Genomic DNA, 23,678 nt, shown 5'->3' on the forward strand with positions numbered 1-23,678 from the left:
GGGTCAATGAGCGAAGGCAAGGATCAGGATCAGGGTAAAGGGCGTCTGTCCCTTCGTCCGGCAGGGCGTTCGGAGGTAGGGCGGACGGTTGATGCCGGGTCCGTGCGGCAGAGTTTCAGTCATGGCCGCTCCAAGGTTGTGCAGGTGGAGGTCCGCAAAAAGCGTGGCCCCGGCACACCTGGTGCGGGTGGCCGTTCAGGCGGGTCACGCGCAGGCGTGGGCCGTACCCTGACAGCAGCCGAACTGGCCATGCGCCAGCGCGTGCTGGAAGAGCAGAAAAAAGAAGCCGAACTGGCTGTCCAGCGCGAAGCTGAACGGCGCGAGGCAGAAAAAATCCGTATTCTTTCCGCGGCTGAAGAAGCCCGCCGGAAGGAAGAGGAAGACAAGCGCGCAGCCGAAGAAGCTCAGGCCCAGCAGGCCGCCGCCGAGGAAGAACAGCGCAAAAGCCGTATCGACGCCATCAAGCCGATCGAAACCCGCGACCCTGTTGTGTCCGCGGTGCCGATCCCTGGCGAAGTGACGCTTGCACCCCCGGTAGGCCGTCTGCGCCCGCTGGCGGAACGCGCAATCATGCCCGCTCGGCCCCTGCGCCCTGCGGCAACCCCTGCCGCCCCGGCCAGCCGTGCGGCTGACGGTGCAGCCGGTGCCGAGCGCGACAGCGCCGCCGCCCAGACCCTGCGCCTGCGCAGTGGCCGTGCAGCGGAAGGCGAGGACGAACCACGCCGTGGCCCCTCCCGCAAGGCTCCGCCCAGCGGGCGCAAGACCGGCGCAGGCCGTAAGGGCGAGGTCAGCAATGGCCGTCGCGCTGGCCGTATTGACGTGCAGGCCGCGATCGAAGGGGACGACGACAAGACCCGTTCGCTGGCGTCTGTCCGCCGTCAGCGCGAGCGTGAACGCCGCCAGGCCGAGTTGGAGCGCCTGCGTTCCGACCAGGTCAAGGTCGTGCGTGACGTTATCCTGCCCGAAACCATTACCGTGCAGGAACTGGCCAACCGTATGGCCGCCCGTCAGGGTGAGGTTATCAAAGCCCTGATGAAAATGGGCGTGATGGCCACGGTCACGCAGTCGATTGATGCTGACACCGCCGAACTGGTGGTGGAGGAATTCGGCCACCGTGTCCGCCGTGTGTCGGAATCGGATGTGGAACTGGGGATCGAAGGCGTGGAAGACACGGCCGACGACCTGCAGCCCCGTCCGCCTGTGGTGACGGTCATGGGCCATGTTGACCATGGCAAGACCTCCCTGCTTGACGCCCTGCGCACGACCGATGTGGCCGCGGGTGAAGCCGGTGGCATTACCCAGCATATCGGTGCCTACCAGGTTACTCTGGCGTCTGGTGCACGCATCACCTTCCTCGACACCCCCGGTCATGAGGCGTTTACCGCCATGCGTGCCCGTGGTGCCTCCATCACCGACGTGGTGGTGCTGGTTGTCGCGGCAGATGACGGCGTGATGCCGCAGACGGTTGAAGCCATCAAACATGCCAAGGCCGCTCGCGTGCCTATGATTGTGGCCATCAACAAGATCGACAAGCCGGGTGCCAAGCCCGACCGCGTCCGTCAGGAACTGCTGCAGCACGAAATCGTGGTCGAATCCATGGGTGGTGACGTCCAGGATATCGAAGTGTCGGCCCTCAAGCGCGAAGGTCTGGATAAGCTGGAGGAGGGTATCCTCCTGCAGGCTGAAATTCTGGAACTGCGCGCCAATCCGGAACGTCCGGGTGAAGGTGCGGTGATCGAAAGCCGCCTTGACCGTGGCCGTGGGTCGGTTGCGTCCGTTCTGGTGCAGAAGGGTTCGCTCCGCCGTGGGGACATCGTGGTGGCTGGCGCCGAATGGGGCCGTGTCCGCGCTCTGGTGGACGATCATGGCCGCCAGGTTGATGTTGCTGGCCCGTCCACCCCGGTGGAAGTGCTGGGTCTGTCGGGTGTTCCGGCGGCTGGTGCCCCCTTCGTGGTGGTCGAAAACGAAAACCGCGCCCGCGAGATTTCCGAGTTCCGTCAGCGCAAGCTCAAGGAACATCAGGTCGCAGGGCAGGTTGCCGCTCGTGGCACGCTCGACCAGATGCTCGCCCGTATCCAGGCCGGGGACCAGAAAGAGGTTTCCGTACTGGTCAAGGCGGACGTGCAGGGTTCGGCCGAAGCCATCCAGACCACCGTGCTCAAGCTGGCTAACGAGGAAGTGGGCGTGCGCGTCCTCAACGCCTCTGTCGGCCAGATCACGGAAAGTGATGTGCAGCTTGCCAAGGCGTCGGATGCGGTCATCATCGCGTTCAACGTCCGCGCAACGGTGCAGGCCCGCCAGCTTGCCCAGCGTGAAGGCGTGGATATCCGCTACTACTCCATCATCTATCAGGTGGCGGACGACGTGGAGGCTCTGGTCCGCGGCAAGCAGGCTCCCAAGCACCGCGAGAAGTTCCTTGGCTATGCCGAAATCCGCAAGGTTTTCGAAATCAGCAAGATCGGCAAGGTGGCTGGGTCTTACATCACAGAAGGCGTGGTCAAGCGCGGCTGTGGCGTGCGTCTGCTGCGTGATGGCGTTGTGATCCACGAAGGTGATCTCAGCCAGCTCAAGCGCTTCAAGGACGATGTCAAGGAAGTCGCCCGTGGCTATGAGTGCGGTCTCTCCTTCGCAGGCTACAATGACCTGCGCGAGGGTGACGTGGTCGAATGCTTCGAAAGCGAGCTGGTTCCGGCATGAGCCGTCGGAACAGAGCATCGGGTAAAGTAGAGGGGCCAGCGGGTTATAGCGCTGGCCTTTCAACTTCCGGCCCGTCGCAGCGCCAGCTCCGTGTTGGTGAAGAAGTGCGCCGTGTGCTGGCCGAAGTGTTTGGCCGCACGGAATTCCGCGATCCTGCTCTGGTAGATGCCGCCATTACGGTTACGGAAGTCCGCCTTGCGCCCGACTTCCGGCACGCGACGGTGTTTGTCAGCCGTCTGGGCCGGAGCGATGTGGATGTACTGCTGCCAGCCCTCAAGCGGGTTGCCCCGTGGCTGCGTACCCAGCTTGCCCATACCTTGCGCCTGCGTACCGTGCCGGAACTGCACTTTCAGCCCGATACGGCGCTGGATACGGCCATGCATGTTGATACATTGCTGCGCCTGCCTGAAGTCCAGCGCGATCTGGGCAAGGACACCGACACAACGACTGACGAGTAAGAGGCGCGTTCAGCGCCTCTTGACGGTCACGGGTGGCTTGCCTGCCCTTGTGACTGCGGGCCAGGCCGGGCGTATTTTCCGGCTCTGCCCTCTCTCCCACGTGCTTCTGCCCCTTGCCGGTACAGGCTGCTTTCAGTATAGAAAGCGAGTGTGTCCGCGTAGCTCAGCAGGATAGAGCACAGGATTCCTAGATAATTGGGCACCATGATGGGAAACCCCATGGTGAATCCGCTCAAAGTCGGGGAAAGCTACGGCCTTTACGGGCCTTGCCAATCCCGAGCCAAGCCGTTTGACGACGGAAGGTGTAGAGACTGGACGGGCGGTGCCTAAAGGCCTGTTTTACAGGCCCAGGGCAAAGGGACAGTCCAGCCCACAAACGCACCCTTTTTTGGGGGTGGCAGCGAAAGCTGTAGTGGGATGAATCCTGGGGCCGTGGGTTCGAATCCCGCCGCGGACACCAGCACACATTTTTCCAGTTTTTTGCTGTTCTACTTCTCTCCTGTGCCGGTCAGTATGGGGCAGAGAGTTTTTGCTTTCGGGTTGGTCTCTAAAAATAGACGACTGGTCTAATTTTTGAGTGGACACCTCCGCCCCCGTGTCGTAAAGACACTGGTATGAAGATCGCAGAGAAACATCGCGCTGCCCGGCAGCATATCCTGCAAGCGGCCAAACCGCTTATTGGCCTGCGTGGTTTTTCGGCTGTTGGTCTGGCGCAAATCCTGGATGTTGCAGGTATCCCCAAAGGGTCATTCTATCATTACTTCGAATCAAAAGAGGCTTTTGGGGAAGAACTCCTGAGAACCTATATCGAAGACTATCTGTTGATGATGGAAGACCTGCTGAAAAAGGGAGACGGCAACGCAGCCCAGAAGCTGACGCGTTACTGCCAGTTCTGGCGGGACACCCATCTGGAAGGGCAGGTGGGGGATAAATGCCTGATTGTCAAACTTGCTGCGGAAGTCTCGGATCTTTCTGAGCGGATGCGGGCCATTCTGGAAGTTGGCACCACGACTGTGATCGACCGTCTGGGCACGGTTATCACACAGGGGCAGGCAGAAGGCTCGGTGGGCAACCAGCAGACACCACAGATGCTGGCAGCAGCACTGTACCAGCTCTGGCTGGGTGCGACATTGATGGTCAAGATTACCCGGAATGCACAGTCGTTTGACCACGCCTGGGAGGCGACCAGACGGCTTTTGGACATCTAGCAGCAGGCGAGGGCGCAGTGGCGCTTGATGCTGCTTATTTAATAAGTGACCGGTCTAATATAGACGACCGGTCTAAGAGGAATGGCAATGCAGAATTTTGAATTCTACAACCCCACGCGCATCCTGTTCGGCAAAGGCATGATTGCCCGGCTGGACGACCAGTTGTCGCCCACAGCCCGCGTGCTGGTGCTGTATGGCGGGGCCAGTGCTGAGCGCAGCGGCACATTGGCCGAGGTGCGGGCCGCTCTGGGCCAGCGGACCTTTCGGGAGTTTGGGGGCATTGAGGCCAACCCGACTTACGAAACACTGATGAAGGCCGTCGCCCTGGTGCGGGAGGAAAAGCTGGATTTCCTTCTGGCTGTCGGTGGTGGTTCGGTCATGGATGGCACCAAGTTTGTCGCAGCGGCCGTGCCGTATGAGGGCGAACCGTGGGATATTCTGGTCAGCAAAGGCGAGGCTGCTCAAAAGGCGCTGCCACTTGGCACGGTGGTTACCCTGCCCGCCACAGGTTCGGAAATGAACTGTCTGAGCGTTATTTCGCGCCAGTCCACGGGTGACAAGCTGCTGTTTTCAAACCCGCTGGTGTACCCGCGTTTTTCCGTGCTGGACCCCATGCGTACCATGAGCCTGCCCATGAAGCAGGTGATCAACGGTGTGGTGGATTCCTTTGTGCATGTCATGGAACAGTACATGACATACCCGGTGGACAGCATGGCACAGGACCGCTTTTCGGAAGGGCTACTGTCCAGCCTTATCGAGATCGGGCCACGTATTATCGCAACACCCGAGGATTATGACCTGCGTTCCAACCTGATGTGGGTTGCAACGCTTGCCCTCAATGGCCTGATTGGCGCTGGTGTGCCCGAGGACTGGACCACGCATATGATTGGCCATGAAATCACGGCAAAATATCATATTGATCATGCGCGCACGCTGGCCGTTGTGTTTCCTGCCCTGCTGAAAGTGCGCCGTGCGGAAAAGCGCGCCAAGCTTTTGCAATATGCCGCACGGGTCTGGAACCTGACCGAAGGCACGGAAGATGCGCGGATTGACGCTGTTATTCAAAAAACCGAGGCATTTTTTGAAAGTTTGGGTGTTCCAACCCGTCTGTCTGCCTATGACATCGGGGCTGACGGCATCACCGATCTGGTTCAGCAGCTTGCAGACCACGACATGACCGCCCTGGGTGAAAAGGGTGATGTCACGCTGGATGTCAGCCGCACAATTTTGCAAACCGCCGCCTGATCAATCGGGCTATGACGGCCGGGCGACGCATCTGCGCGCTGCCCCGGCCTCTTTTCCACACGCTTATAAAACGAGGCTTCCAATGGCTTACGCGACAACCAACCCCTATACTGGCGAGGTTATTGCCAGTTTCCCCGATGCAACGGACGCACAGGTTCAAACGGCTCTGGACGAGGCCCATGCGGCTTTTGAGGTCTGGCGCGACACATCCTTTGCAGAGCGTGCCCAGGTCATGACGGCGGCCGCCGCCATCCTGCGCCGTGACTGTGACCACTATGCCCGGCTCGGCACGTTGGAAATGGGGAAACTGTTTGAAGAATCCCGCAAGGAAGTCATTCTTTCCGCCGAGATTTTTGAATACTACGCCCGGAATGCACAGGATCTTCTAAAACCTGAAGTGCTGCCCGTGGCTGACCCGGCCGAGGGTAAAGCCACCCTGGTGCATGAACCGCTGGGCATTGTGCTGGCGATTGAACCGTGGAATTTCCCCTTCTATCAGGTGGTGCGTATTATTGCGCCGCAGTTGTCGGCGGGGAATGCGGTGCTGCTCAAGCATGCGTCCAACCTGCCGCAGTGTGCTGCTGCCTTTGATACGCTGATGGCAGAAGCCGGTCTGCCCAAAGGGTTGTTCCGCAACCTGTATGCCGCCCGGCCCCATACAGCCATGATCCTGAATGATCCGCGCGTGTGCGGTGTTGCGCTGACAGGGTCGGAAGGGGCAGGCACGGTTATTGCCGGGATTGCTGGCAAGGCGTTGAAAAAGGCGACCATGGAGTTGGGTGGGGCCGACGCCTTTATCGTGCTGGATGATGCCGATGTTGCAAAAGCTGCCCGCTGGGCGGTTATTGGCCGGCATTGGAATGCGGGTCAGGTCTGTGTGTCTGCCAAGCGGCTGATTGTGGCAGATGCGGTGTATGACCAGTTTGTCGCGTTGTATAAGCAGGGTGTGGCCGCCCTTAAAGCGGGCGACCCGATGGACCCGGCAACCACTCTGGCCCCGCTCTCGTCCCAGGCGGCGGCGGATGACCTGCGGGACCAGGTGACACGGGCGATGGACCTTGGTGCCAAGGTTGAGGTTATTGGTGCGCCTGTGCCCGAACAGGGGGCGTTTTTCCAGCCGTTGCTCATGTCCAATCTGGATGAGAAAAATGACGCCCGGCATTGGGAGTTTTTTGGACCCGTCACCCAGATCTACCGTGCAAAGGACGAGGCCGACGCCATCCGTATTGCCAATGACTCACCCTACGGTCTGGGTGGGAGTGTCTTTACACAGGATGAGGCCCGAGGGGCCAGGGTTGCGCGGGCAATCCGCACAGGGATGGTGGTGATCAACCACCCGCTGGCACCCAAGGCAGACCTGCCTTTTGGCGGGATCAAGAACTCTGGCTACGGTCGGGAACTGATCGGGCTTGGGATCAAGGAGTTCGTCAACCACAAGCTGATCAATGTGGTGGATATCGACGCGGCTTTCTGAGCAGTATCAGGAGGAGGGGGCGTGTTACAGCCCCCTCCTTCAGCATGGGTTAGAGGGCCTGCCCGCCTGAGACTTCAATCCGTTGTGCGTTAACCCAGCGGTTTTCATCAGATAGGAGCGAGGCAATCATCGGGCCAATATCGTCGGGCAGTCCGGGGCGGCCCAGCGCGGTTGCGGCGGCAATGGCGCGGGCAATCTCCGGGTTGTCACGCACGGCCCCGTCTGAAAAATCAGTCTGGATCGCGCCGGGGGCAACGGTGTTGACGGCAATCTGGCGTGCCCCCAGTTCCTTGGCCATGTAGCGTGTCATCACTTCCACAGCCCCTTTCATGGAGGCATAGACAATCCGGCCGGGGTGTGAAAACCGTGTCAGCCCGGAGGAAATGTTGACGATCCGCCCGCCATCGGCAATCAGCGGAAGCAGCGCCTGGGTGAGAAAAAACGGGCCTTTGACATGCACGCGATAGGCGGCGTCAAAGTCGTCCTCTGTCACTTCGGTGATGAGGCCGCTATGCGATGTCCCGGCCATGTTGACCAGAAAATTGAAACGCTCCGCCCCCCATGCCGCCAGAGCATGCTGCACCTCGGCCACAAAAGCGGGGAAAGCACGGGTGTTGCCCGTATCAAGGGCCAGGGCTTTTGCGTGGCCTCCGCTCCGGGTTACGCTGTCCACCACGGCATCAGCCGCAGCTTTGTTGGTGTTGTAGGTCAGGAGGGAGGCAACCCCGCGCCGGGCAAGAGCCTCCACCGTTGCGCGGCCAAGGCCGCGGCTTCCGCCGGTAACAAGGGCAATACTGTGTGGTCCAGACATGAGACTCTCCGTGTGATGAGGGCCCCATGGTGGTCACATCTGCGGGCCCCCGATAAGACAGCTCTTTCCGACAGCATTGTTTTGCGTGGTAGAATAATCGGATGGAGAGACTCGCCACACTGCATCTGTTTGTCTGTATTGTTGACCGGGGCAGCTTTAGTGCGGCGGCGGCGGCCTGTGGGGTGTCGCGCCCGGTGGCCACGGCGGCCATCAAGGCGCTGGAGAGCAGGCTTGGCGCACGGCTGCTGCATCGCTCCACCCGCAGTGTCCGCCCTACGGTCGAGGGGGAGGCTTACTATCAGCGCTGTCGCACGTTACTGGCTGATCTGGAGGATGCTGACCGGAGTGTCAGCGGTACTCTTGCGGGGGTGCTGCGTATGGATGTTGTCGGCCATCTGGCACGGACCATCATCCTGCCCGCCCTGCCGGATTTTCTTGCACGCCACCCCGGCCTGACCCTGCACCTGGGTGAAGGGGAACGCTTTGTTGATCTGATCCGCGAGGGCGTGGACTGTGTTGTGCGGGCCGGGCCGCTGGCTGACAGCGATATGGTGGCCCGCCGCCTGGGGGTGATGGAGGAAGTGACGGTGGCCAGCCCGGAGTATCTGGCACGGCATGGGGTGCCCGTCAGCCCTGACAGGTTGGAGGGCCACCAGATGGTTGGCTTTGTCTCCTCCCGCACCGGGCAGGCTCTGCCGCTGGAGTTTACGTCTGGCGGCAAGGTGGTGGAGGTTATGCTCCCTGCCCAGCTTTTGGTGGGTGGGGCCGACACCTGCGCGGCTGCGGCCCGGCTTGGCCTTGGCTTGGTGCAGGCCCCGCGCTACCGGTTTCAAAAAGACCTTGAAAACGGCACGCTGGTTGAGGTTCTGGCAGAGTTTCCACCACTGCCGACCCCGCTTTCACTGCTTTATCCCAGCAACCGGCAGTTATCGGCCCGGGTGCGTGTTTTTATGGACTGGCTGATCGAGATTATCAGCGCCAAAGTGCAGCCGGTTCCCTGACACTGGCAAAAGGGTCTGGTGAGAATTTTTCTAAAAAGTGTCTAAAAGAAAAATACATTTCAAGACCGCAGGCGGGCCTCGGTCTGGTGCAGCAGGTGGCTGCGCTGCGGGTCTGGTATGTGGGGCAGCAACGCCTTCATGGCCAGAAAGCAGTCCCTGAACCCCGTTTGCAAAACCTGCTGGAAACACTCTGCTGCTGCGGCATGGTCCCCGTCCTGTAAAGACAGGCGGGCGAGGTTTAAAAACCCCCAGCAGTCGCTGGCATCTGCCGCGGCCTGATAATACTGGCGCGCGGCTGCGGTGGTGGTGGGGCAGGGGGGCTGTGTGTCTTCCAGCAGGAGGCCAAGCATGGTCAGGGCTTTGTAAACCCCCGCCTGTGCGGCGCGGATATACAGGGCCTGTGCCAGTGCCGTATCCTGCGGGATGTCCCGCCCCGCCATGTGCAGGTCGGCCAGGTTAAAAAACGCCCAGCCATAACCCTGATCGGCTGCCATGTTAAAATAGGTTATGGCAGCAGGAATATTGCGTACAACGCCCCAGCCCCGCTCGTAAGCGCGGCCTAGCATGTTCAGGGCGCGTGGGTCGGCACTTCTTGCCGCAACCTCCAGCATGCCAAAGGCTGCGGCGTAAAGGTGCTGGTCCAGATAGATCTGGGCCAGCATAAGCTGCACCTCCACAGTGTGGGGGGGCAGTCTGGTGTGTGGTGTAGGGTCCATCAAACGCATGGGGTTTTATGAAAAACCGGCGTGCTTAGAACGTCACACCAATATTGCCAATAAACGCCCGACCAGAGGCCGGAACCGCACGCCCGGTGGAGAAGGAGGATGCATAGTTGAGGTTATCGGTAATATTGTTGGCGTTGAAGGAAACGCGATAGTGCTTGTAGTCCCACGACAGCATGCCGTTGAAGTTGAACGTGTAGGGAATACGCGCCGTGTTTGAGGTGCTGGGGCCCGCCCAGTAGCCCGATGTGTACTGCACGCCACCACCGATTTTAAGGTCACCCCACTTGGGGTTCAGCACCAGGCGGGACAGGTCATAAGTGCTCCAGATGGACACGGTGTTGTGCGGCACCTGCGGTGCTGTCCGGCCGTTGTCCCCTGCGGCGCTGTGCGTGACAATACCGTCCATGTAGGAATAGGACGAGAAAATCTGCCAGTCACGCGTCAGTTTTCCGTTGGCGCTGAGTTCAATACCGCGAATACGCCTGCCGCTGCCCGCATCCCCAAAGCCCGTGCTCATGTCGCCGTTGACATCATAGTAGCGGGAATTGGTTTCGCTGATCTGGAAGAAGGAGATCGTGGTGCCAAGCCGCTTGTGCAGGAAGTCGGCCTTGGAGCCAAACTCAAACAGGTCGCTGCGCTGGGGTGACAGGTTGACCCCCTTCTGCGCCACATCGCCCGCCGTAGGCCGGATGGTGACAAGGGAGGACACATCCGTGCCGACCGGCTTATAGGAGCGCGCAAAGGTGAAGTAGAAGGAAGCATTGTCAAACGGGGCATAAACAATGCTGGCCGATGGGCTCCATCGGTCGGACTTCTGCTCGGCCCGGCCTGCACTCTGGTTGGAGCGCGCATAATACGTGCTGGAGAAGGAGTCCCACCGGGCGGTGCCAAACAGGGAAAGCTGTTTTGTCAGCTGGAACTTGTCGGCAAAAAACAGGCCGACATCGCGCGCATTGGCATTGCCATAGCCGGAGGACGGAAAGCTGAGGCTGGTGCCGGGGGCGGAGTAGTAGGGGGTGCGGATGGTCTGGTTGTTGGAGCGGTTGGCATAAACACCCGGCCAGCGCGAGTCACTGGCGTAGTTGATATCCACCCCGGCCTTGAGGTCATGTTTGATAAACCATGTTTTGAAACGTGCACGGCCCATCAGCACGTTTTGTACCCCCCAGCCGCTCTGGCGGTAGGCAACGCCGCCACCGGCACCGTAGGGCAGGGTGGGGTTGCCACCGTTGAGGAAGGATGTCGCACAGGCGCCGCTGCACGCGCTGGGGGTGGTTGCGGCGTAGTCGCGCTCGTACAGGCTCAGGCGCGTGTCGTTGGTAATGGTCAGCCAGCGGTTGACCTCGGACTTAAGGCCTGATGTCAGCATGTGGATGTTGGACTGGTCGCGGTCAAAGCTGCGGGTATAGCTGGTGTCGCGCGGCAGGCCGTATTCTGTAATCGGGCGGTAAATGCCGCCAACCTGGATCATGCTCACCCCGTAGTCGGGGCTGCTGTCACCGTTCAGCCACTGCCATGTCATATGCCACGATGTTTTGTGCCGCAGCCCCACCCCGAAATCGACTGCCGTGCCATACCGGTTGGAGGTCACATTGTTACGCCCGACAATATCCTGCCGGTTGAACATGCCGTTGACACGAATGGCCATGTCGTCGTTGATCTGATAGTTGACATCACCCGCGCCACGGAACAGCGACCCGCTGCCAAAAGACTGGTCGTAGCTATAAACATTGCCAAGATGGGCATGTTTTTGTGTCTGGTTGATAACACCGCCCACATTGCCTGCACCAAAATATTCGCCCGACGGGCCTTTGATCACTTCCACACTCTCGGTGTTGAAGGTGTCGTGGGTGTAGGTGCCAAAATCGCGCAGCCCGTCGGTGTAAATATCCTGCCGGGCCTGCAACCCGCGGATACGGAACTGGTCACCATTCAGCCCGCCAGCCCCTTCGCCGGTGGACATGGTAATGCCGGGCACGTTGCTGAGCGCCTGGTCCAGCGTAAAGGCGCGCTGCTGGCGGATCAGCTCTTGCGGGACCACGTTGATGGTCTGCGGTGTGTCCCGCACGGAGGCAGGCATTCTGGAAATATTAAGAACCTGACTGTTGGTATTGCCCGCGGCATAGCTGCTCTGGTCGCTTTGGTCCGTATGGCCACCAACACGCACGGCTGGCAGTTTGATGGCGCTGTCTGACGGCGCGGCGTCTGGCGTGCTGGATAGATCCTGTGCGTCGGCCTCGGCGGCGGTCAGGCCAAGCCCCATGGAAACACCAAAGGCAACAGCCGCGCGCAACGTGCCGGATTGGGCAGGGGGCAGCTTTATGGGACGCATGCAGTATACTCCTCATTCAGCCATCTGTGTGGGGCTGAACGCTGTCTGAACATGATGAAAACACGACTGACATAATTTTGCGGATGACAGATATGCAAATGATTCTTAACAGCAGGAATCGCTTGCCCCGACAGATTGTGTCAATTTTGTCACAATTCTGGGTCTGGTCATTTTTACGGAGTTTCAATTTTCCCTAGTTTTAAAAAGGGAATATCAAAACCCCTCATTTAAGGGGTTTGGTGGCACCCGCCCGGATTTCATTTTGATAAAGATTCTTACTTGCAATTAAAATATGATTTATGCGATGTCATCCCAAGGATTGCGGCCTCATAAAACCGCGCGTGGCACGCCTGTATCCGGTCCCCGGCTTTAAGCCCGTGGGCCTGCTTGCGCCCATGGTCTGGCGGCATGCGTGGTGCATTTGCACTGTGGCTGACAATGGCTAGAGTTTTCATCATCAAGGTTTCACCATGCCCACTGACATGCGACTGCCCCCGGCTTTCTCTCCATGGGAGATGTTTTTAAACGCAGGTCCCGTCGTCAAGGCGGTCATGCTGGTCCTGATTGTGGCAAGTGTGCTGACCTGGACAGTCTTTATTGCAAAGACCATCGAGTTCCTGCGTGTGCGCGCCCGTCTGGCCCGTGCCGAATCCGTGCTGGAGGAAGCCGACACACTGGGCGGGGGCGAGGTGGAAACACGCCATTGCCGCATTGCCCATACGCTGGTTATGGCAGCCGAAACCGAACGCGCCCGCTCAAGCGATATTCCTGATGATACAGACGGGCTGAAGGAACGCATTGTCCTGCATCTGGAACGGCTGGAGGCCGCAGAGGGCAGGCGGCTCATGCGTGGCACCGGCCTGCTGGCCACGGTTGGTGCAACATCCCCCTTTGTTGGTCTGTTTGGCACGGTGTGGGGGATCATGACCTCCTTTACCGGTATTGCCGCCAGCAAGGCGACAACCCTTGCCGTGGTGGCCCCCGGCATTGCCGAGGCTTTGCTGGCCACGGCCCTGGGGCTGGTGGCGGCTATTCCTGCGGTGGTGATCTACAACCATCTGGCCCGGCAGTCGGCGGCCTGCCGCGCGCAGGTGTCGGACCTGACAGCACTGGTCATGCGGCTGGTCTCGCGTGATCTGGGGCGGATGCAGGCGTTGCTGGCACAGGGGCAGATTGTGCGCCTGGGCAGCCGCGCTGCCGGGGCCGAGTAACAGGGCATGAGCATCCGTTTACGCCATACGGACGAAAGCCCGCACGAGGCGCATGAGATCAACGTCACGCCTTTTATTGATGTCATGCTGGTGCTGCTGATCATTTTCATGGTCACAGCCCCGCTGACCACGGTGAATGTGCCGGTGGACCTGCCATCCTCGACGGAAAAACCAACCCCTCGGCCCGATAACCCGGTGTTTCTGACCGTCAAGGCGGATCACAGTCTGGCCCTGGGGGAGGATGACATCGCCCCCGACGCGCTGGCCGCCACGCTGGAAACCGCGACCAAGGGCAACAAGGACGAACGCATCTTCCTGCGGGCTGACAAGACGGTGGATTACGGCACGCTGATGGGGGTCATGGATAAGCTGCGCGCGGCAGGGTACCTCAAGGTGGCGCTGGTCAACCTGCAAGGGCAGGAAGAAGGCGCGCAACCGCAATGACCGCCAGCGCCCCGATCTCTCCTTTTTCCTTCCGCCGCTGGCAGGCCAGTCAGTTACGACATGAGCAGCGGCGCGAGGCCGTGTCCTGGGGGCTGTCGCTGCTGGCTGTCATGGCGGTGGGGGCGGGGTGTGTTGCGTTGCTGGTGCAGTTGCCCAAGCCCCCCCAGCCTGTGCCCGAGGCTCCCCCGGCCGCGATTGCCATAGATCTGGCACCCGAGGCCGTGGCAACGCCCTCCCCGCCGGATGATTCCGCCCCCGGCCCGCAGCAGACGCTGTCTCAGCCCGACCCGGACCCCGAGCTGCCGCCCGAGGTTGCAGCCCCGCTGGCCCCGGCCCCCAACCCGCCCGTGCCGGTGCCCGCGCCCGAAAAAATACAGAAGATCATCAAAAAGCGTAAACCGCTGCCCAGTGTTAAAACACCTGTGCCGGACAAAACCCATCAGGCCGACCAGACAACGGCCCCGCCATCCGTGCAGGCCCCCCCGGCCCCGGCACAGGCGGCTCCGGCCCCCGGGGCTTCGACCACCCATGCCGCGCACGATCCCGTGACCTGGCAGGGCCTGCTGCTGGGTCGGTTGGAGCGTTTCAAGCGTTATCCCGCCCAGGCCCAGGCCGAACAACGGCAGGGAACCGCGTTTTTAACCTTTTCCATGGACCGCAAGGGCCATGTGCTGTCAGCCCGGCTGGCCAGAAGCTCGGGGCATATAATGCTTGATCAGGAGACACTGGCTCTTGTACGCCGGGCAGAGCCGTTGCCCGTGCCACCCGATAGTGTTGCTGGAGACCCGGTAACACTGACGGTGCCTGTTGAATTTTATATCAGGCAGAATAGTGAGTGAAACCTTGAGCCGTAAGGGGAGTTGTAACCCCCATAATGGGGTTGCCCCACGCGGGTGTGGCGTGGGCAAAGGCGTCCCGTGGTCAAAGCGGCTTATTTGATTAAGGCCAGCTATACAGTTGTTATGAAGGAGGCCGTCATGGCTTTTGAACTGCCAGCTCTCCCATATTCCACCAACGCGCTTGCCAGCAAAGGCATGTGCCAGGAAACACTGGAACTGCACCACGACAAACACCATCAGGCCTATGTGACGGCGCTGAATGGTTTTGTTGAGGCCAAGCCCGAATTACAGGGCAAATCGCTTGAGGATATTATTCTGGCCGTCAAGGGCGACAGCGCCCTTGCCCCCGTGTTCAACAACGCGGGCCAGCATTGGAACCACAACCTGTTCTGGAACAACCTGTCCCCTACAGGGGGCGTTATTCCGCCGTCGCTGGAAGCCAAGATCAAGGAAGATCTGGGCAGCGTGGAAGCGTTCAAGGACGCCTTCAAGAAGGCAGCAATCGCCCAGTTCGGGTCAGGCTGGGCCTGGCTGGTGCTGACACCGCAAGGCAAGCTGGCTGTCACCAAGACTGCCAACGGCTCCAACCCGCTGGCCGAGGGTCAGGGCCATGCGCTGCTGGGGCTGGATGTGTGGGAACACGCCTATTACCTGGACTTCCGCAACCGTCGTCCGGACTATGTCACCAACTATCTGGACAAGCTGGCCAACTACGAGTTTGCCGAAGCGCAGCTTCTGTCAGCCTGACCCTGTTCTCCTGTGTGCCGCATGGTTCTCTGGCGCACAGGGTCTTTCAGCGTGGGGGCACAGGTGGCCTCCACGGCAGGCAGGGCCATGCGCGGGTGGGGGCTATGGCCCCGCACCCGCTCTGGTCTGCCGTTTTCAGCCCGCAGCGCGGGGCGGGGCGTGCAGGCGTTCCAACTGGCTGACATCACGCACCGCACCTCGGGCGGCACTGGTTGTCAGTGCGGCATAGGCCCGCAGGGCGTTGGAGACCGTACGGTCGCGCTTGGGCTGCCAGCCCGCACTGCCCAGATCGTTCATACGGGCGCGGCGGGCGGACAGCTCACTTTCCGACACGGCCAGCGACAGGTGGCGGGTGGGAATGTTGATTTCAATCGTATCCCCTTCCTCCACAAGCCCGATCACGCCGCCTTCTGCGGCTTCGGGCGAGACATGGCCGATGGACAGGCCCGAACTGCCGCCCGAAAACCGGCCATCGGTGATCAGGGCGCATTTTTCCGCCAGACCCTTGGATTTCAGGTAGCTGGTCGGGTACAGCATTTCCTGCATGCCCGGCCCGCCACGCGGCCCTTCATAGCGGATCAGCACGACATCACCGGGGTTGATGCGGTTGCCCAGAATGGCGGACACGGCATCGTCCTGGCTTTCAAAAATACGGGCCGGGCCGGAAAATGTCTCAAGCCCGGCAGCCACACCCGCCGTTTTCACAATGGCGCCGTCTTCGGCCAGATTGCCGTACAGCACGGCCAGACCGCCGTCCTGGTTATAGGCATGGGCACCATCGCGGATGGCGCCGTTCTGCTGGTCGGTATCCAGCGTGTGGTACTGGCTGGACTGCGAGAATGCCTCCGTCGTCCGCACCCCACCGGGGGAGGAGCGGAAGAAGTCCTGCGTCTGCGGCTGTACGGCGGTGCCGCCGCGCACGTCCCACTGGTCCAGAGCTTCGGGCAGGCTGTTGGCGTGTACCATCGTGACATCACGGTGCAGCAGGTTCAGCCGGTTCAGCTCACCCATAATGGCGGGGATACCACCGGCGCGGTGCACGTCTTCCATATGCACGTCCGGGCGCGAGGGCGACACCTTGCACAGGTGCGGCACCTTGCGCGACAGGCGGTCGATGTCCTGCATGGTAAAGGGCACATTGCCCTCATGCGCTGCGGCCAGCAGGTGCAGCACCGTGTTGGTGGAGCCACCCATGGCAATATCGACCGACATGGCGTTTTCAAACGCTTTCATGCTGGCAACGTTGCGCGGCAGGATTGTGTCGTCACCGTCTTCGTAGTGGCGGCGGGCCAGGTCCACAATGCGGCGGCCAGCCTCGACAAACAGGCCACGGCGGGCGGCGTGGGTGGCCACAAGGCTGCCATTGCCCGGCAGCGACAGGCCCAGCGCCTCGGTCAGGCAGTTCATGGAATTGGCGGTGAACATGCCCGAGCACGACCCGCAGGTGGGGCAGGCAGAGCGTTCAATGGCCAGGGAGTCGGCTTCGCTCACGGTGGGGCTGGCGGCTGCGACCATGGAGGTCACAAGGTCCACCTTCTGGGCGATGTCGTCCAGAGTGACCCGGCCTGCTTCCATCGGTCCGCCCGACACAAAAATAGCCGGAATGTTCAGCCGCATCGCGGCCATGAGCATGCCTGGTGTAATTTTGTCACAGTTGCTGATGCACACCAGCGCATCGGCGCAGTGGGCGTTGACCATATATTCCACCGCATCGGCAATCAGCTCGCGCGAGGGCAGGCTGTACAGCATGCCGCCGTGGCCCATGGCAATGCCGTCATCCACCGCGATGGTATTGAATTCGCGCCCGATTCCCCCCGCTTCGGCAATGGACTGGCAGACAAGCTGGCCCAGGTCCTTCAGGTGTACGTGCCCCGGCACGAACTGCGTGAAGGAGTTGGCGACGGCGATAATGGGCTTGCCAAAATCGGAATCCTTCACACCGGTGGCGCGCCACAGGCTGCGTGCGCCCGCCATGTTGCGTCCGTGAGTGGTGGTGCGAGAGCGGTAGCCGGCCATAGGGTCTGGTCTTTCTTTTTGTGTGTTCCATGTCGTGCGCGGGTGCTGCCCCGTGACAGCGCGCGGCACATTACGCCACAAACCCCCCGCTGTCAGGCGGTGATTGCACGCCGGGGGCCAGGGTCATGCAGGTGTAACCAATTATACTACAGTTTTGTGATATTGGCCGGCATGGTCCGCTTTGATCATACAGGCATGTTGCAGCCACGACACGTGTTCAGTATTCCTCAGGGCAATCCGGCTGGATATTCGGAACGGAGAGCAGATGAACGTTTCCGCAGGGCAGGCTCCGCCTGTAGCAAGACAAGAACCCATGATGGCCAAAAGCCGGACAGGTGACCCGCTTTTCCGGGGCCTGGCCACGGCGACTGGCGTGGGGGTGCTTGTGGTCATGGGGGCTATCATAGCCGTCATGGCCGTGGGGGGGTGGAAGGCTTTTGCCTCCTTCGGACCACAGTTTCTGGTTTCCAATGTCTGGAACCCGGTGACACAGCATTTCGGGGCCGCTGCCCCGGTGTTTGGGACTATTGTCAGCAGTGCGCTGGCCCTGCTGGTGGCTGTGCCGCTGGCATTTGGCACGGCCTTCTGGCTGACAGCGCTGGCCCCGCCGCTGGCGTCCTCCGTGATTGGCATGGCGGTGCAGCTTCTGGCTGCGGTGCCCTCCATCATCTTCGGTATGTGGGGCTTTTTTGTGATCGTGCCCGTGGTGGCGCATTATGTGCAGCCCATGGCGCGCCAGTTGTTCGGGCATGTGCCCGGCCTGTCGGCTCTGGTGGCCGGCCCGCCGTTTGGCACGGGGCTGTTTACGGCCGCGTTCATTCTGGCTGTCATGATCACCCCGTCCATTACCGCCGTCATGCGTGATGTGTTTGTGTCCATGCCTACCGTGCTGCGTGAGAGCGGATACGGCCTGGGGGCCACACGCTGGGAAGTCATGCGCCATGTGGTGCTGCCCTGGTCCCGCCAGGGGCTTGTGGGTGGTATTGTGCTGGGCATGGGCCGCGCCATGGGCGAAACCATGGCCGTGACCTTTGTGATCGGTGACAGCAACCGCATTGGCTGGTCGCTGTTTGCCCCTGCCAACTCCATTGCCTCCCTCATCGCGCTGGAATTTCCCGAAAGCCCGGCAGGCAGCCTCAAGCTGGCATCGCTGCTGGCGCTGGGGGCGATCCTGATGGCTATTTCCTTCATCACCCTCTGGTGTTCGCGCTGGCTGCTGGCGCGTGGGGATAAGGTATGAACGCGTCCTCCTCCCTCATGCGGGCTGACCGGTCCGCCTCTCTGGCGCTGCGCCGCCGCATGACGGACAAGCTGGCCACGGCGGCAAGCTGGCTGGCCATGCTGCTGGTGGTGTTCCTGCTGGGTTCCATCCTGTGGACCCTGCTGCGCAACGGCATTGCCGGTCTGAGCGTGCATCTGTTCACCCGTTCCATGGCCGCGCCGGACCAGGACGGCGGGTTGGCCAACGCTATTGTGGGCAGTCTGCTCCAGACCGGTCTGGCCATTCTGCTGGGTGCGCCCGCAGGCCTGCTGACCGGGATCTATCTGGCTGAATATGGCGCAGGCAGCGGTCTGGCCCGCACTGTGCGCTTTGTGTCCGACATGCTGCTGTCGGCCCCGTCCATTCTGATCGGTCTGTTCATTTACATGGTGCTGGTGGCAACTCTTGGCCACTTCTCCGGTTTTGCTGGTGGTCTGGCGCTGGCGCTGTTGGCCATGCCCATTATTGTCCGCACGACCGAGGATATGCTGCGCCTGGTGCCCGTTGCCATGCGTGAAGCCGGGATTGCACTGGGTGCGCCCAAGTGGCGGGTTATCCTGTTTATCTGCCTGCGTGCAGCGCGTGCGGGCGTTATGACCGGTATCCTGCTGGCTCTGGCCCGCGTGGCGGGTGAAACCGCACCCCTGCTGTTTACCTCGCTCGGCAATTCCGAATGGTCGCTCGACATGGGCCGCCCCATGGCCAGCTTGCCGGTTGCCATCTACCAGTATGCCGGGTCCGCCTATCAGGACTGGATGCAGCAGGCCTGGACAGGCGCGCTGCTGATTACCGTTGGCGTGCTGATCATCAATATCGCGGTGCGGGTGGGAACCCGCGGAGGACGGACATGACCCTTGGAGCCCAGCCCCTGCAGGACCTGACCCCGATGCAACAGAACACACCTTCCCACGGCCATGTGCAGACCTCTGTGGACTTTACAGCCGCCCAGGCCGACCACGAGGTTACGGACCGTTCCAACCTGCCTGCGGCCCTGCAGGTGCGTGGCCTTAACTTTTACTACGGCAGCTCTCACGCTCTGCACGACATTTCGCTCAACTTCCCCGAGCGCAGCGTGACGGGCATGATCGGGCCTTCGGGTTGTGGCAAGTCCACCCTGCTGCGTGTGCTCAACCGCATGTACGACCTGTACCCCGGCCAGCGCGCAACGGGCGAGGTGCTGTTTGACGGCAAGAACATTCTTGACCCGCGGGTGGACCTGAACGTCCTGCGCTCGCGCGTGGGCATGGTGTTCCAGAAGCCGACACCTTTCCCCATGTCGATCTACGACAACATTGCCTTTGGTATCCGCCTGCATGAGCGCGTGTCCCGTTCGGAACTGGATGGCCGGGTTGAGGACTCGCTGCGCCGTGTGGCCCTGTGGGCCGAGGTGCAGGACCGGCTGAATGCCTCGGCCATTGCCCTGTCGGGTGGCCAGCAGCAGCGGCTGTGCATTGCCCGCACCATCGCGATCCGGCCCGAGGTCATTCTGCTCGATGAGCCGACATCGGCACTCGACCCGGTCTCGACCGCCCGCATCGAGGAACTGCTGGATGAACTCAAAACCGAGTTCACCATTGCCATTGTCACGCATAATATGCAGCAGGCAGCCCGGTGTGCGGACCAGGTGGCTTTCTTCTACATGGGCCGCCTGATTGAAGTGGACAGCACACCGCGCATGTTCACCACGCCCAAGGAAAAGCAGACGCAGGACTATATCACCGGCCGGTTTGGCTAAGAACGCCCCGGCGCAGGCACGAAAGAGACCACCATGGTAAACGAAGCGGCACACACCATTACCCGGTACGATCAGGAACTGGAAAGCCTGCGCGGCATTGTGGCCCGCATGGGCGGGCTGGTTGAGCGGCAGACCGCGCAGGCCATAGCCGCCGTTGTGAACCAGAATGAAGAGGCCGCGCTGGAAGCCCCGGCGCTGGACCCTGAAGTGGATGCCCTTGAGCGCGAGGCTGAAATCCTGGGTATTCGCCTGCTGGCCCTGCGCGCACCCATGGCGTCGGACCTGCGGATGGTTGTTGCCGCCCTGAAAATGAGCGGTGATCTGGAACGTGTGGGTGACTATGCCTCCAGCATTGCCCGCCGCGCCATGAAGGTGGAGCCACTGGGGGGTGCGTTTTCCTTCAGCGCCCTGCGCGCCATGGGCCGCCTTGTGCAGGAAAACCTGCATCGCGCGGTGGAAGCCATGGCCGACAGCGATGCCGAACGCGCGCGGGAAGTCTGGAGCGCCGATACCGTGGTGGACGAACTCTACACCACCATGTTCCGCGAACTGGTCACCTATATGATGGAAGACCCCCGTAATATCGGGCCGTGCATCCATCTGCTGTTTGTGGCCAAGAATCTGGAACGTATTGGTGACCACGCCACCAACATTGCCGAGCGCGTGTATTACGCTGTCACAGGCGATATGCTGCCGTCCGAGCGCCCCCGTGGTGGTGAAGCCGCCAAGGACGCCAATGCGGGTGATGACACCGACGAGGACTAAAGCCCGACCTGACAGCCCACCCGGCTCAACGGGGTGGGCCTGTTGGGGAAACAGCCCGATAGCGGATTTTACTGCGCCTGATGGGGGTCTTCCAGCCTTCACAGGCGCAGTTTTTTTATGGGCTGGTCTAAGGCAGTCCTGCGATACAGCTTGCGCGCCATTAAAGATCAGCCTTGGAAAGACAGTCGTCTTGTTCATTAGCACGTTGCTTTGGGTGTGCTGTTAAAGCCCTCCAAAGCCGCATCCTGCCTGGCAACGCTCTGCGCCGGTCTTAGCGCAGCGCCCTGAAAAACCAGCGCGTGGGATACTCCCCCTCAGACAATGTGCTCAGTCAGTAAATGTGCGGGCCAAGCCGCTTGCCAGCCCGGTCGGGCTTACTCCCAGCAGGGTTTGCATGGGGGTGGTGTTAAAGGCTTTGTCTTCCGTCAGGCGGCGGATTTCATTCGGGCTGATGGTGGGCAGAAAAGGCAGATACGGGGTGGCCCGTGCCGCCAGCCGCAGGAACCCGGCGGGCAGGCTCAGCACGGGTCTGGGTGTGAGGCCCGCCGCCTGAGCCACCATCTGGGTAAAGCGCCAGTAGGGAACAGCCTCTGCCCCGGCGATAATAATGGCCTGCGGGCCATGCCATGGGGCGTGCAGGGCCGCCAGAATACAGGCGGTGACATCATCCTGATAAATGGGCTGCACCAGCGCCTTGCCTCCTACAGGCAGGGGTACTACGGGCAGGTATCGTAAAAGGGCCGCCAGTCGCTGCACATTATTTTCGCCGCGTGCGCCGTAGATCATGCTGGGGTGCAGGATGGCCCCTGACCTGCCGGATTCCAGCAGTGCGCGCTCCCCTGCCAGAACACCATTACCGTGGGCATCGGGCCAGCGTGTCAGCTTGCGGGTGCTGCCAAGGCAGACAAGCCGGGCCGTGGGTGGGGCAGCCGCCAGCAGGGCAGGCAGCAGGCGGGCATGGGCTGTGCAGACAATATGTGTGGCATCGGCCAGAGCCGCACGTAGCGTGCCAGCCGGGTCGGTCAGGTCTGCGGTGCGGGGTGTCAGGCCGGGGTTGGCGGTCAGGCCGCTGCCATGCAGGCGGGCTTGGCTGCGGGCAAGGGCCACAACCGGCGTGCCGCGTTGCAGCAGAGCCCTGCAAACAGCCTGCCCACACCGGCCCGAGGCCCCGATAACATGGACAGGCCCGCCCCCGGTGGTGGGGGCGTGGGAGATCACGGCGTGTTAACGCTCAGGCCAATCTGCTGGCTGATCTGCGGTGCTGTGCCCAGTGTGCTCAAGGCGGCCACAATGCCCAGAATCGGCATGGGCTGGGCCGGGTGGATGGTCAGGTTCAGTGGTTTGTCGCCTGGGTGCGACAGGAAGGTGATAATTTTATCCACCGGGCCGGGGGTATGGCCTGCTCCACCCTGCCCCTGGGTGCGCATGGCGGTCAGCAGGTCCTGGGTGGAAATATCATGCGCGGTGGCAACAGCCTTCAGCGCCCGTGGGGCCAGCCCGCGGTCGAGGTAATTGAGGGTCATGGAGACCACCCGCATGTCCGGGCCAGCATTGGCCAGCACCGACCCTGCCGCCTGTTGCAGGAAGTCACCATGCAGGTGCAGGCGGCCCATCTCCGGGGCGTCCACGCTCAGCTCCTCCACATGCATCACACCTGTTTTCAGGTCATGCGAGTCGTTGAGGACAACAGAGGCACGAAAGCGGTCATACCCCAGCAGCGGCAGCCAGCCCAGATTGGGGACTTCGGGCCAGAGTTCGACATTCTGCGCGCTGGAGACTTCCTGCTCGCTCGTATCGTTCAGGTTGGCGTGGGACAGAATCCGCCCCACCCGCAGCAGGGGGGCCGGACCGTCGATAGCGACATCGAGAATTTCAACATCCCGAACACCGGGGCGGGTGGTCAGGGGGGTGCCGGTGGCCAGACTGCGGCACAGCCCGGCCAGATCGACCCCGTCTATGCTGATGCTGGCGGCGGTAAAGCGGCGCGGGGGCGCAACATCGGTGGCCAGCCGCACTGCCTTGGCCAGCAGCCGGGAGGAAACATTGTCGCCAAAGTCATCCACAACAACCGACTCGGCCGTAATGTCGGATTGCAGGGAACTGATAAAGCCGTGCAGCTTGCTGGCGTGGGCATGGCCAATGCTGGGCAGCGGCGTAGGGGCTGCCGGGTCATCGCCGCGTGTGGGCAGGACCAGACCGTCGATACTGAGCTGCTCCACCTGCAGGCTGCCTGCGGGGTCGGTCAGTTGAATATTATGGAACGACAGGTGGTTGATGTTGGGTGTGTCGTCGTTGCGGGTGTCGGGGCGTGACAGTTCCGCCTGCTCGGCGGTTATGGTTTCAGCCCCCTGCCGGTACACCAGCCCGGTAAACACCACGCTGCGGCCCAGCAGGCCCGGATTGGCCGAGGCATAGGTCAGCGACGTATCTGGCCCCAGTGTCTGGCGTAGGGTGTCTATGTTCTTGTCGAGCATGACACGTTCGGCATGGCGCGCGCCCAGCCAGGCGATGCAGCCCATGACTGCAATGCCGGAGACCGTCAAAAGGGTGTGCTTTTTCAAACGCCGGGAATCCTGCTGTTTTTTCGGGCCTGTGGTCCAGATGTAATGCATGGCGCGGGGCAGGGCAAGCAGGGGCACGGTAACATGTTACCTCAAGAAAAGTGCCTGAAAATACCGCGTATAACGGCAAAAATGCTTGACTGTGGCC

20 protein-coding genes are annotated in these 23,678 nt (G+C 61.4%); 14 read left to right on the top strand and 6 right to left on the bottom strand.

The features are described from left to right. Window positions 1–6 precede the first annotated feature (6 nt). The 5 genes from infB (at window position 7) to FLP30_RS05570 (ending at window position 7,082) form a co-directional block, all read left to right on the top strand. Window positions 7–2,697 (top strand): translation initiation factor IF-2, encoded by a 2,691-nt coding sequence (infB, locus tag FLP30_RS05550; protein ID WP_149278940.1) that lies wholly within the window; start codon window positions 7–9, stop codon window positions 2,695–2,697. Continuing rightward, the gene (gene rbfA / locus FLP30_RS05555; protein WP_149278941.1) at window positions 2,694–3,155 is read left to right on the top strand and encodes a 30S ribosome-binding factor RbfA; all 462 of its coding nucleotides are present in this window, start codon (window positions 2,694–2,696) and stop codon (window positions 3,153–3,155) included. The genes infB and rbfA overlap by 4 nt, the downstream gene beginning before the upstream one ends. A gap of 614 nt (window positions 3,156–3,769) precedes the next feature. Then, the gene (locus FLP30_RS05560; RefSeq protein ID WP_149278942.1) at window positions 3,770–4,363 is read left to right on the top strand and encodes a TetR/AcrR family transcriptional regulator; all 594 of its coding nucleotides are present in this window, start codon (window positions 3,770–3,772) and stop codon (window positions 4,361–4,363) included. A gap of 87 nt (window positions 4,364–4,450) precedes the next feature. After that, the gene (locus tag FLP30_RS05565; RefSeq protein ID WP_149278943.1) at window positions 4,451–5,608 is read left to right on the top strand and encodes an iron-containing alcohol dehydrogenase; all 1,158 of its coding nucleotides are present in this window, start codon (window positions 4,451–4,453) and stop codon (window positions 5,606–5,608) included. Between the two features lie 82 nt (window positions 5,609–5,690). Continuing rightward, window positions 5,691–7,082 carry an NAD-dependent succinate-semialdehyde dehydrogenase gene (locus tag FLP30_RS05570; protein ID WP_149278944.1) on the top strand — a complete coding sequence of 464 codons (1,392 nt, stop codon included), beginning with the start codon at window positions 5,691–5,693 and terminating at the stop codon, window positions 7,080–7,082. Between the two features lie 49 nt (window positions 7,083–7,131). On the opposite strand, the gene FLP30_RS05575 is transcribed toward FLP30_RS05570, so the two are convergent. Then, window positions 7,132–7,893, bottom strand: a complete 762-nt coding sequence (locus FLP30_RS05575; RefSeq protein ID WP_149278945.1) for an SDR family NAD(P)-dependent oxidoreductase — start codon at window positions 7,891–7,893, stop codon at window positions 7,132–7,134. Between the two features lie 101 nt (window positions 7,894–7,994). Between FLP30_RS05575 and FLP30_RS05580 the strand changes: the two genes are divergently transcribed. Next, entirely contained in the window at window positions 7,995–8,894 is a 900-nt protein-coding gene (locus tag FLP30_RS05580; RefSeq protein ID WP_149278946.1) for a LysR family transcriptional regulator, read from the top strand. A 59-nt stretch (window positions 8,895–8,953) separates the two neighbouring features. On the opposite strand, the gene FLP30_RS05585 is transcribed toward FLP30_RS05580, so the two are convergent. Continuing rightward, entirely contained in the window at window positions 8,954–9,556 is a 603-nt protein-coding gene (locus FLP30_RS05585) for a tetratricopeptide repeat protein (protein ID WP_168200049.1), read from the bottom strand. A gap of 88 nt (window positions 9,557–9,644) precedes the next feature. Beyond that, on the bottom strand, window positions 9,645–11,951 hold the full coding sequence (locus tag FLP30_RS05590; protein WP_149278948.1) for a TonB-dependent receptor: 2,307 nt from the start codon (window positions 11,949–11,951) through the stop codon (window positions 9,645–9,647). A 470-nt stretch (window positions 11,952–12,421) separates the two neighbouring features. Between FLP30_RS05590 and exbB the strand changes: the two genes are divergently transcribed. The 4 genes from exbB (at window position 12,422) to FLP30_RS05610 (ending at window position 15,192) form a co-directional block, all read left to right on the top strand. Beyond that, on the top strand, window positions 12,422–13,162 hold the full coding sequence (gene exbB / locus FLP30_RS05595) for a tonB-system energizer ExbB (RefSeq protein ID WP_149278949.1): 741 nt from the start codon (window positions 12,422–12,424) through the stop codon (window positions 13,160–13,162). Between the two features lie 6 nt (window positions 13,163–13,168). Further along, on the top strand, window positions 13,169–13,606 hold the full coding sequence (gene exbD, locus FLP30_RS05600) for a TonB system transport protein ExbD (protein WP_149278950.1): 438 nt from the start codon (window positions 13,169–13,171) through the stop codon (window positions 13,604–13,606). After that, on the top strand, window positions 13,603–14,445 hold the full coding sequence (locus FLP30_RS05605; RefSeq protein WP_149278951.1) for an energy transducer TonB: 843 nt from the start codon (window positions 13,603–13,605) through the stop codon (window positions 14,443–14,445). The genes exbD and FLP30_RS05605 overlap by 4 nt, the downstream gene beginning before the upstream one ends. A gap of 138 nt (window positions 14,446–14,583) precedes the next feature. Next, the gene (locus tag FLP30_RS05610; RefSeq protein ID WP_149278952.1) at window positions 14,584–15,192 is read left to right on the top strand and encodes a superoxide dismutase; all 609 of its coding nucleotides are present in this window, start codon (window positions 14,584–14,586) and stop codon (window positions 15,190–15,192) included. 135 nt (window positions 15,193–15,327) lie between these two features. On the opposite strand, the gene ilvD is transcribed toward FLP30_RS05610, so the two are convergent. Beyond that, entirely contained in the window at window positions 15,328–17,208 is a 1,881-nt protein-coding gene (ilvD, locus tag FLP30_RS05615) for a dihydroxy-acid dehydratase (protein WP_149278953.1), read from the bottom strand. 265 nt (window positions 17,209–17,473) lie between these two features. Here ilvD and pstC point away from each other — a divergent pair, with 265 nt between their 5' ends. Genes pstC through phoU form a run of 4 tightly spaced genes read left to right on the top strand, consistent with a single transcriptional unit; the run spans window position 17,474 to window position 20,969 of the window. Next, window positions 17,474–18,448, top strand: a complete 975-nt coding sequence (pstC, locus tag FLP30_RS05620; protein WP_149278954.1) for a phosphate ABC transporter permease subunit PstC — start codon at window positions 17,474–17,476, stop codon at window positions 18,446–18,448. Then, complete coding sequence (gene pstA, locus FLP30_RS05625) at window positions 18,445–19,320, top strand: phosphate ABC transporter permease PstA (protein WP_149278955.1); 876 nt, start codon at window positions 18,445–18,447, stop codon at window positions 19,318–19,320. The genes pstC and pstA overlap by 4 nt, the downstream gene beginning before the upstream one ends. Then, entirely contained in the window at window positions 19,317–20,204 is an 888-nt protein-coding gene (gene pstB, locus FLP30_RS05630) for a phosphate ABC transporter ATP-binding protein PstB (protein ID WP_246856602.1), read from the top strand. The genes pstA and pstB overlap by 4 nt, the downstream gene beginning before the upstream one ends. Before the next feature lie 33 nt (window positions 20,205–20,237). Continuing rightward, window positions 20,238–20,969, top strand: coding sequence for a phosphate signaling complex protein PhoU (gene phoU / locus FLP30_RS05635; RefSeq protein ID WP_149278956.1), 732 nt, complete (start codon window positions 20,238–20,240; stop codon window positions 20,967–20,969). Between the two features lie 327 nt (window positions 20,970–21,296). Here the strand turns inward: phoU and FLP30_RS05640 are convergent, their stop codons facing one another. Next, window positions 21,297–22,187, bottom strand: coding sequence for an SDR family oxidoreductase (locus FLP30_RS05640; RefSeq protein WP_210419320.1), 891 nt, complete (start codon window positions 22,185–22,187; stop codon window positions 21,297–21,299). Then, window positions 22,184–23,530, bottom strand: coding sequence for a hypothetical protein (locus FLP30_RS05645; protein WP_149278957.1), 1,347 nt, complete (start codon window positions 23,528–23,530; stop codon window positions 22,184–22,186). The genes FLP30_RS05640 and FLP30_RS05645 overlap by 4 nt, the downstream gene beginning before the upstream one ends. Between the last annotated feature and the right edge of the window lie 148 nt (window positions 23,531–23,678).

The organism is Acetobacter vaccinii, assembly GCF_008365315.1.
GTDB classification, from domain to species: domain Bacteria; phylum Pseudomonadota; class Alphaproteobacteria; order Acetobacterales; family Acetobacteraceae; genus Acetobacter; species Acetobacter vaccinii.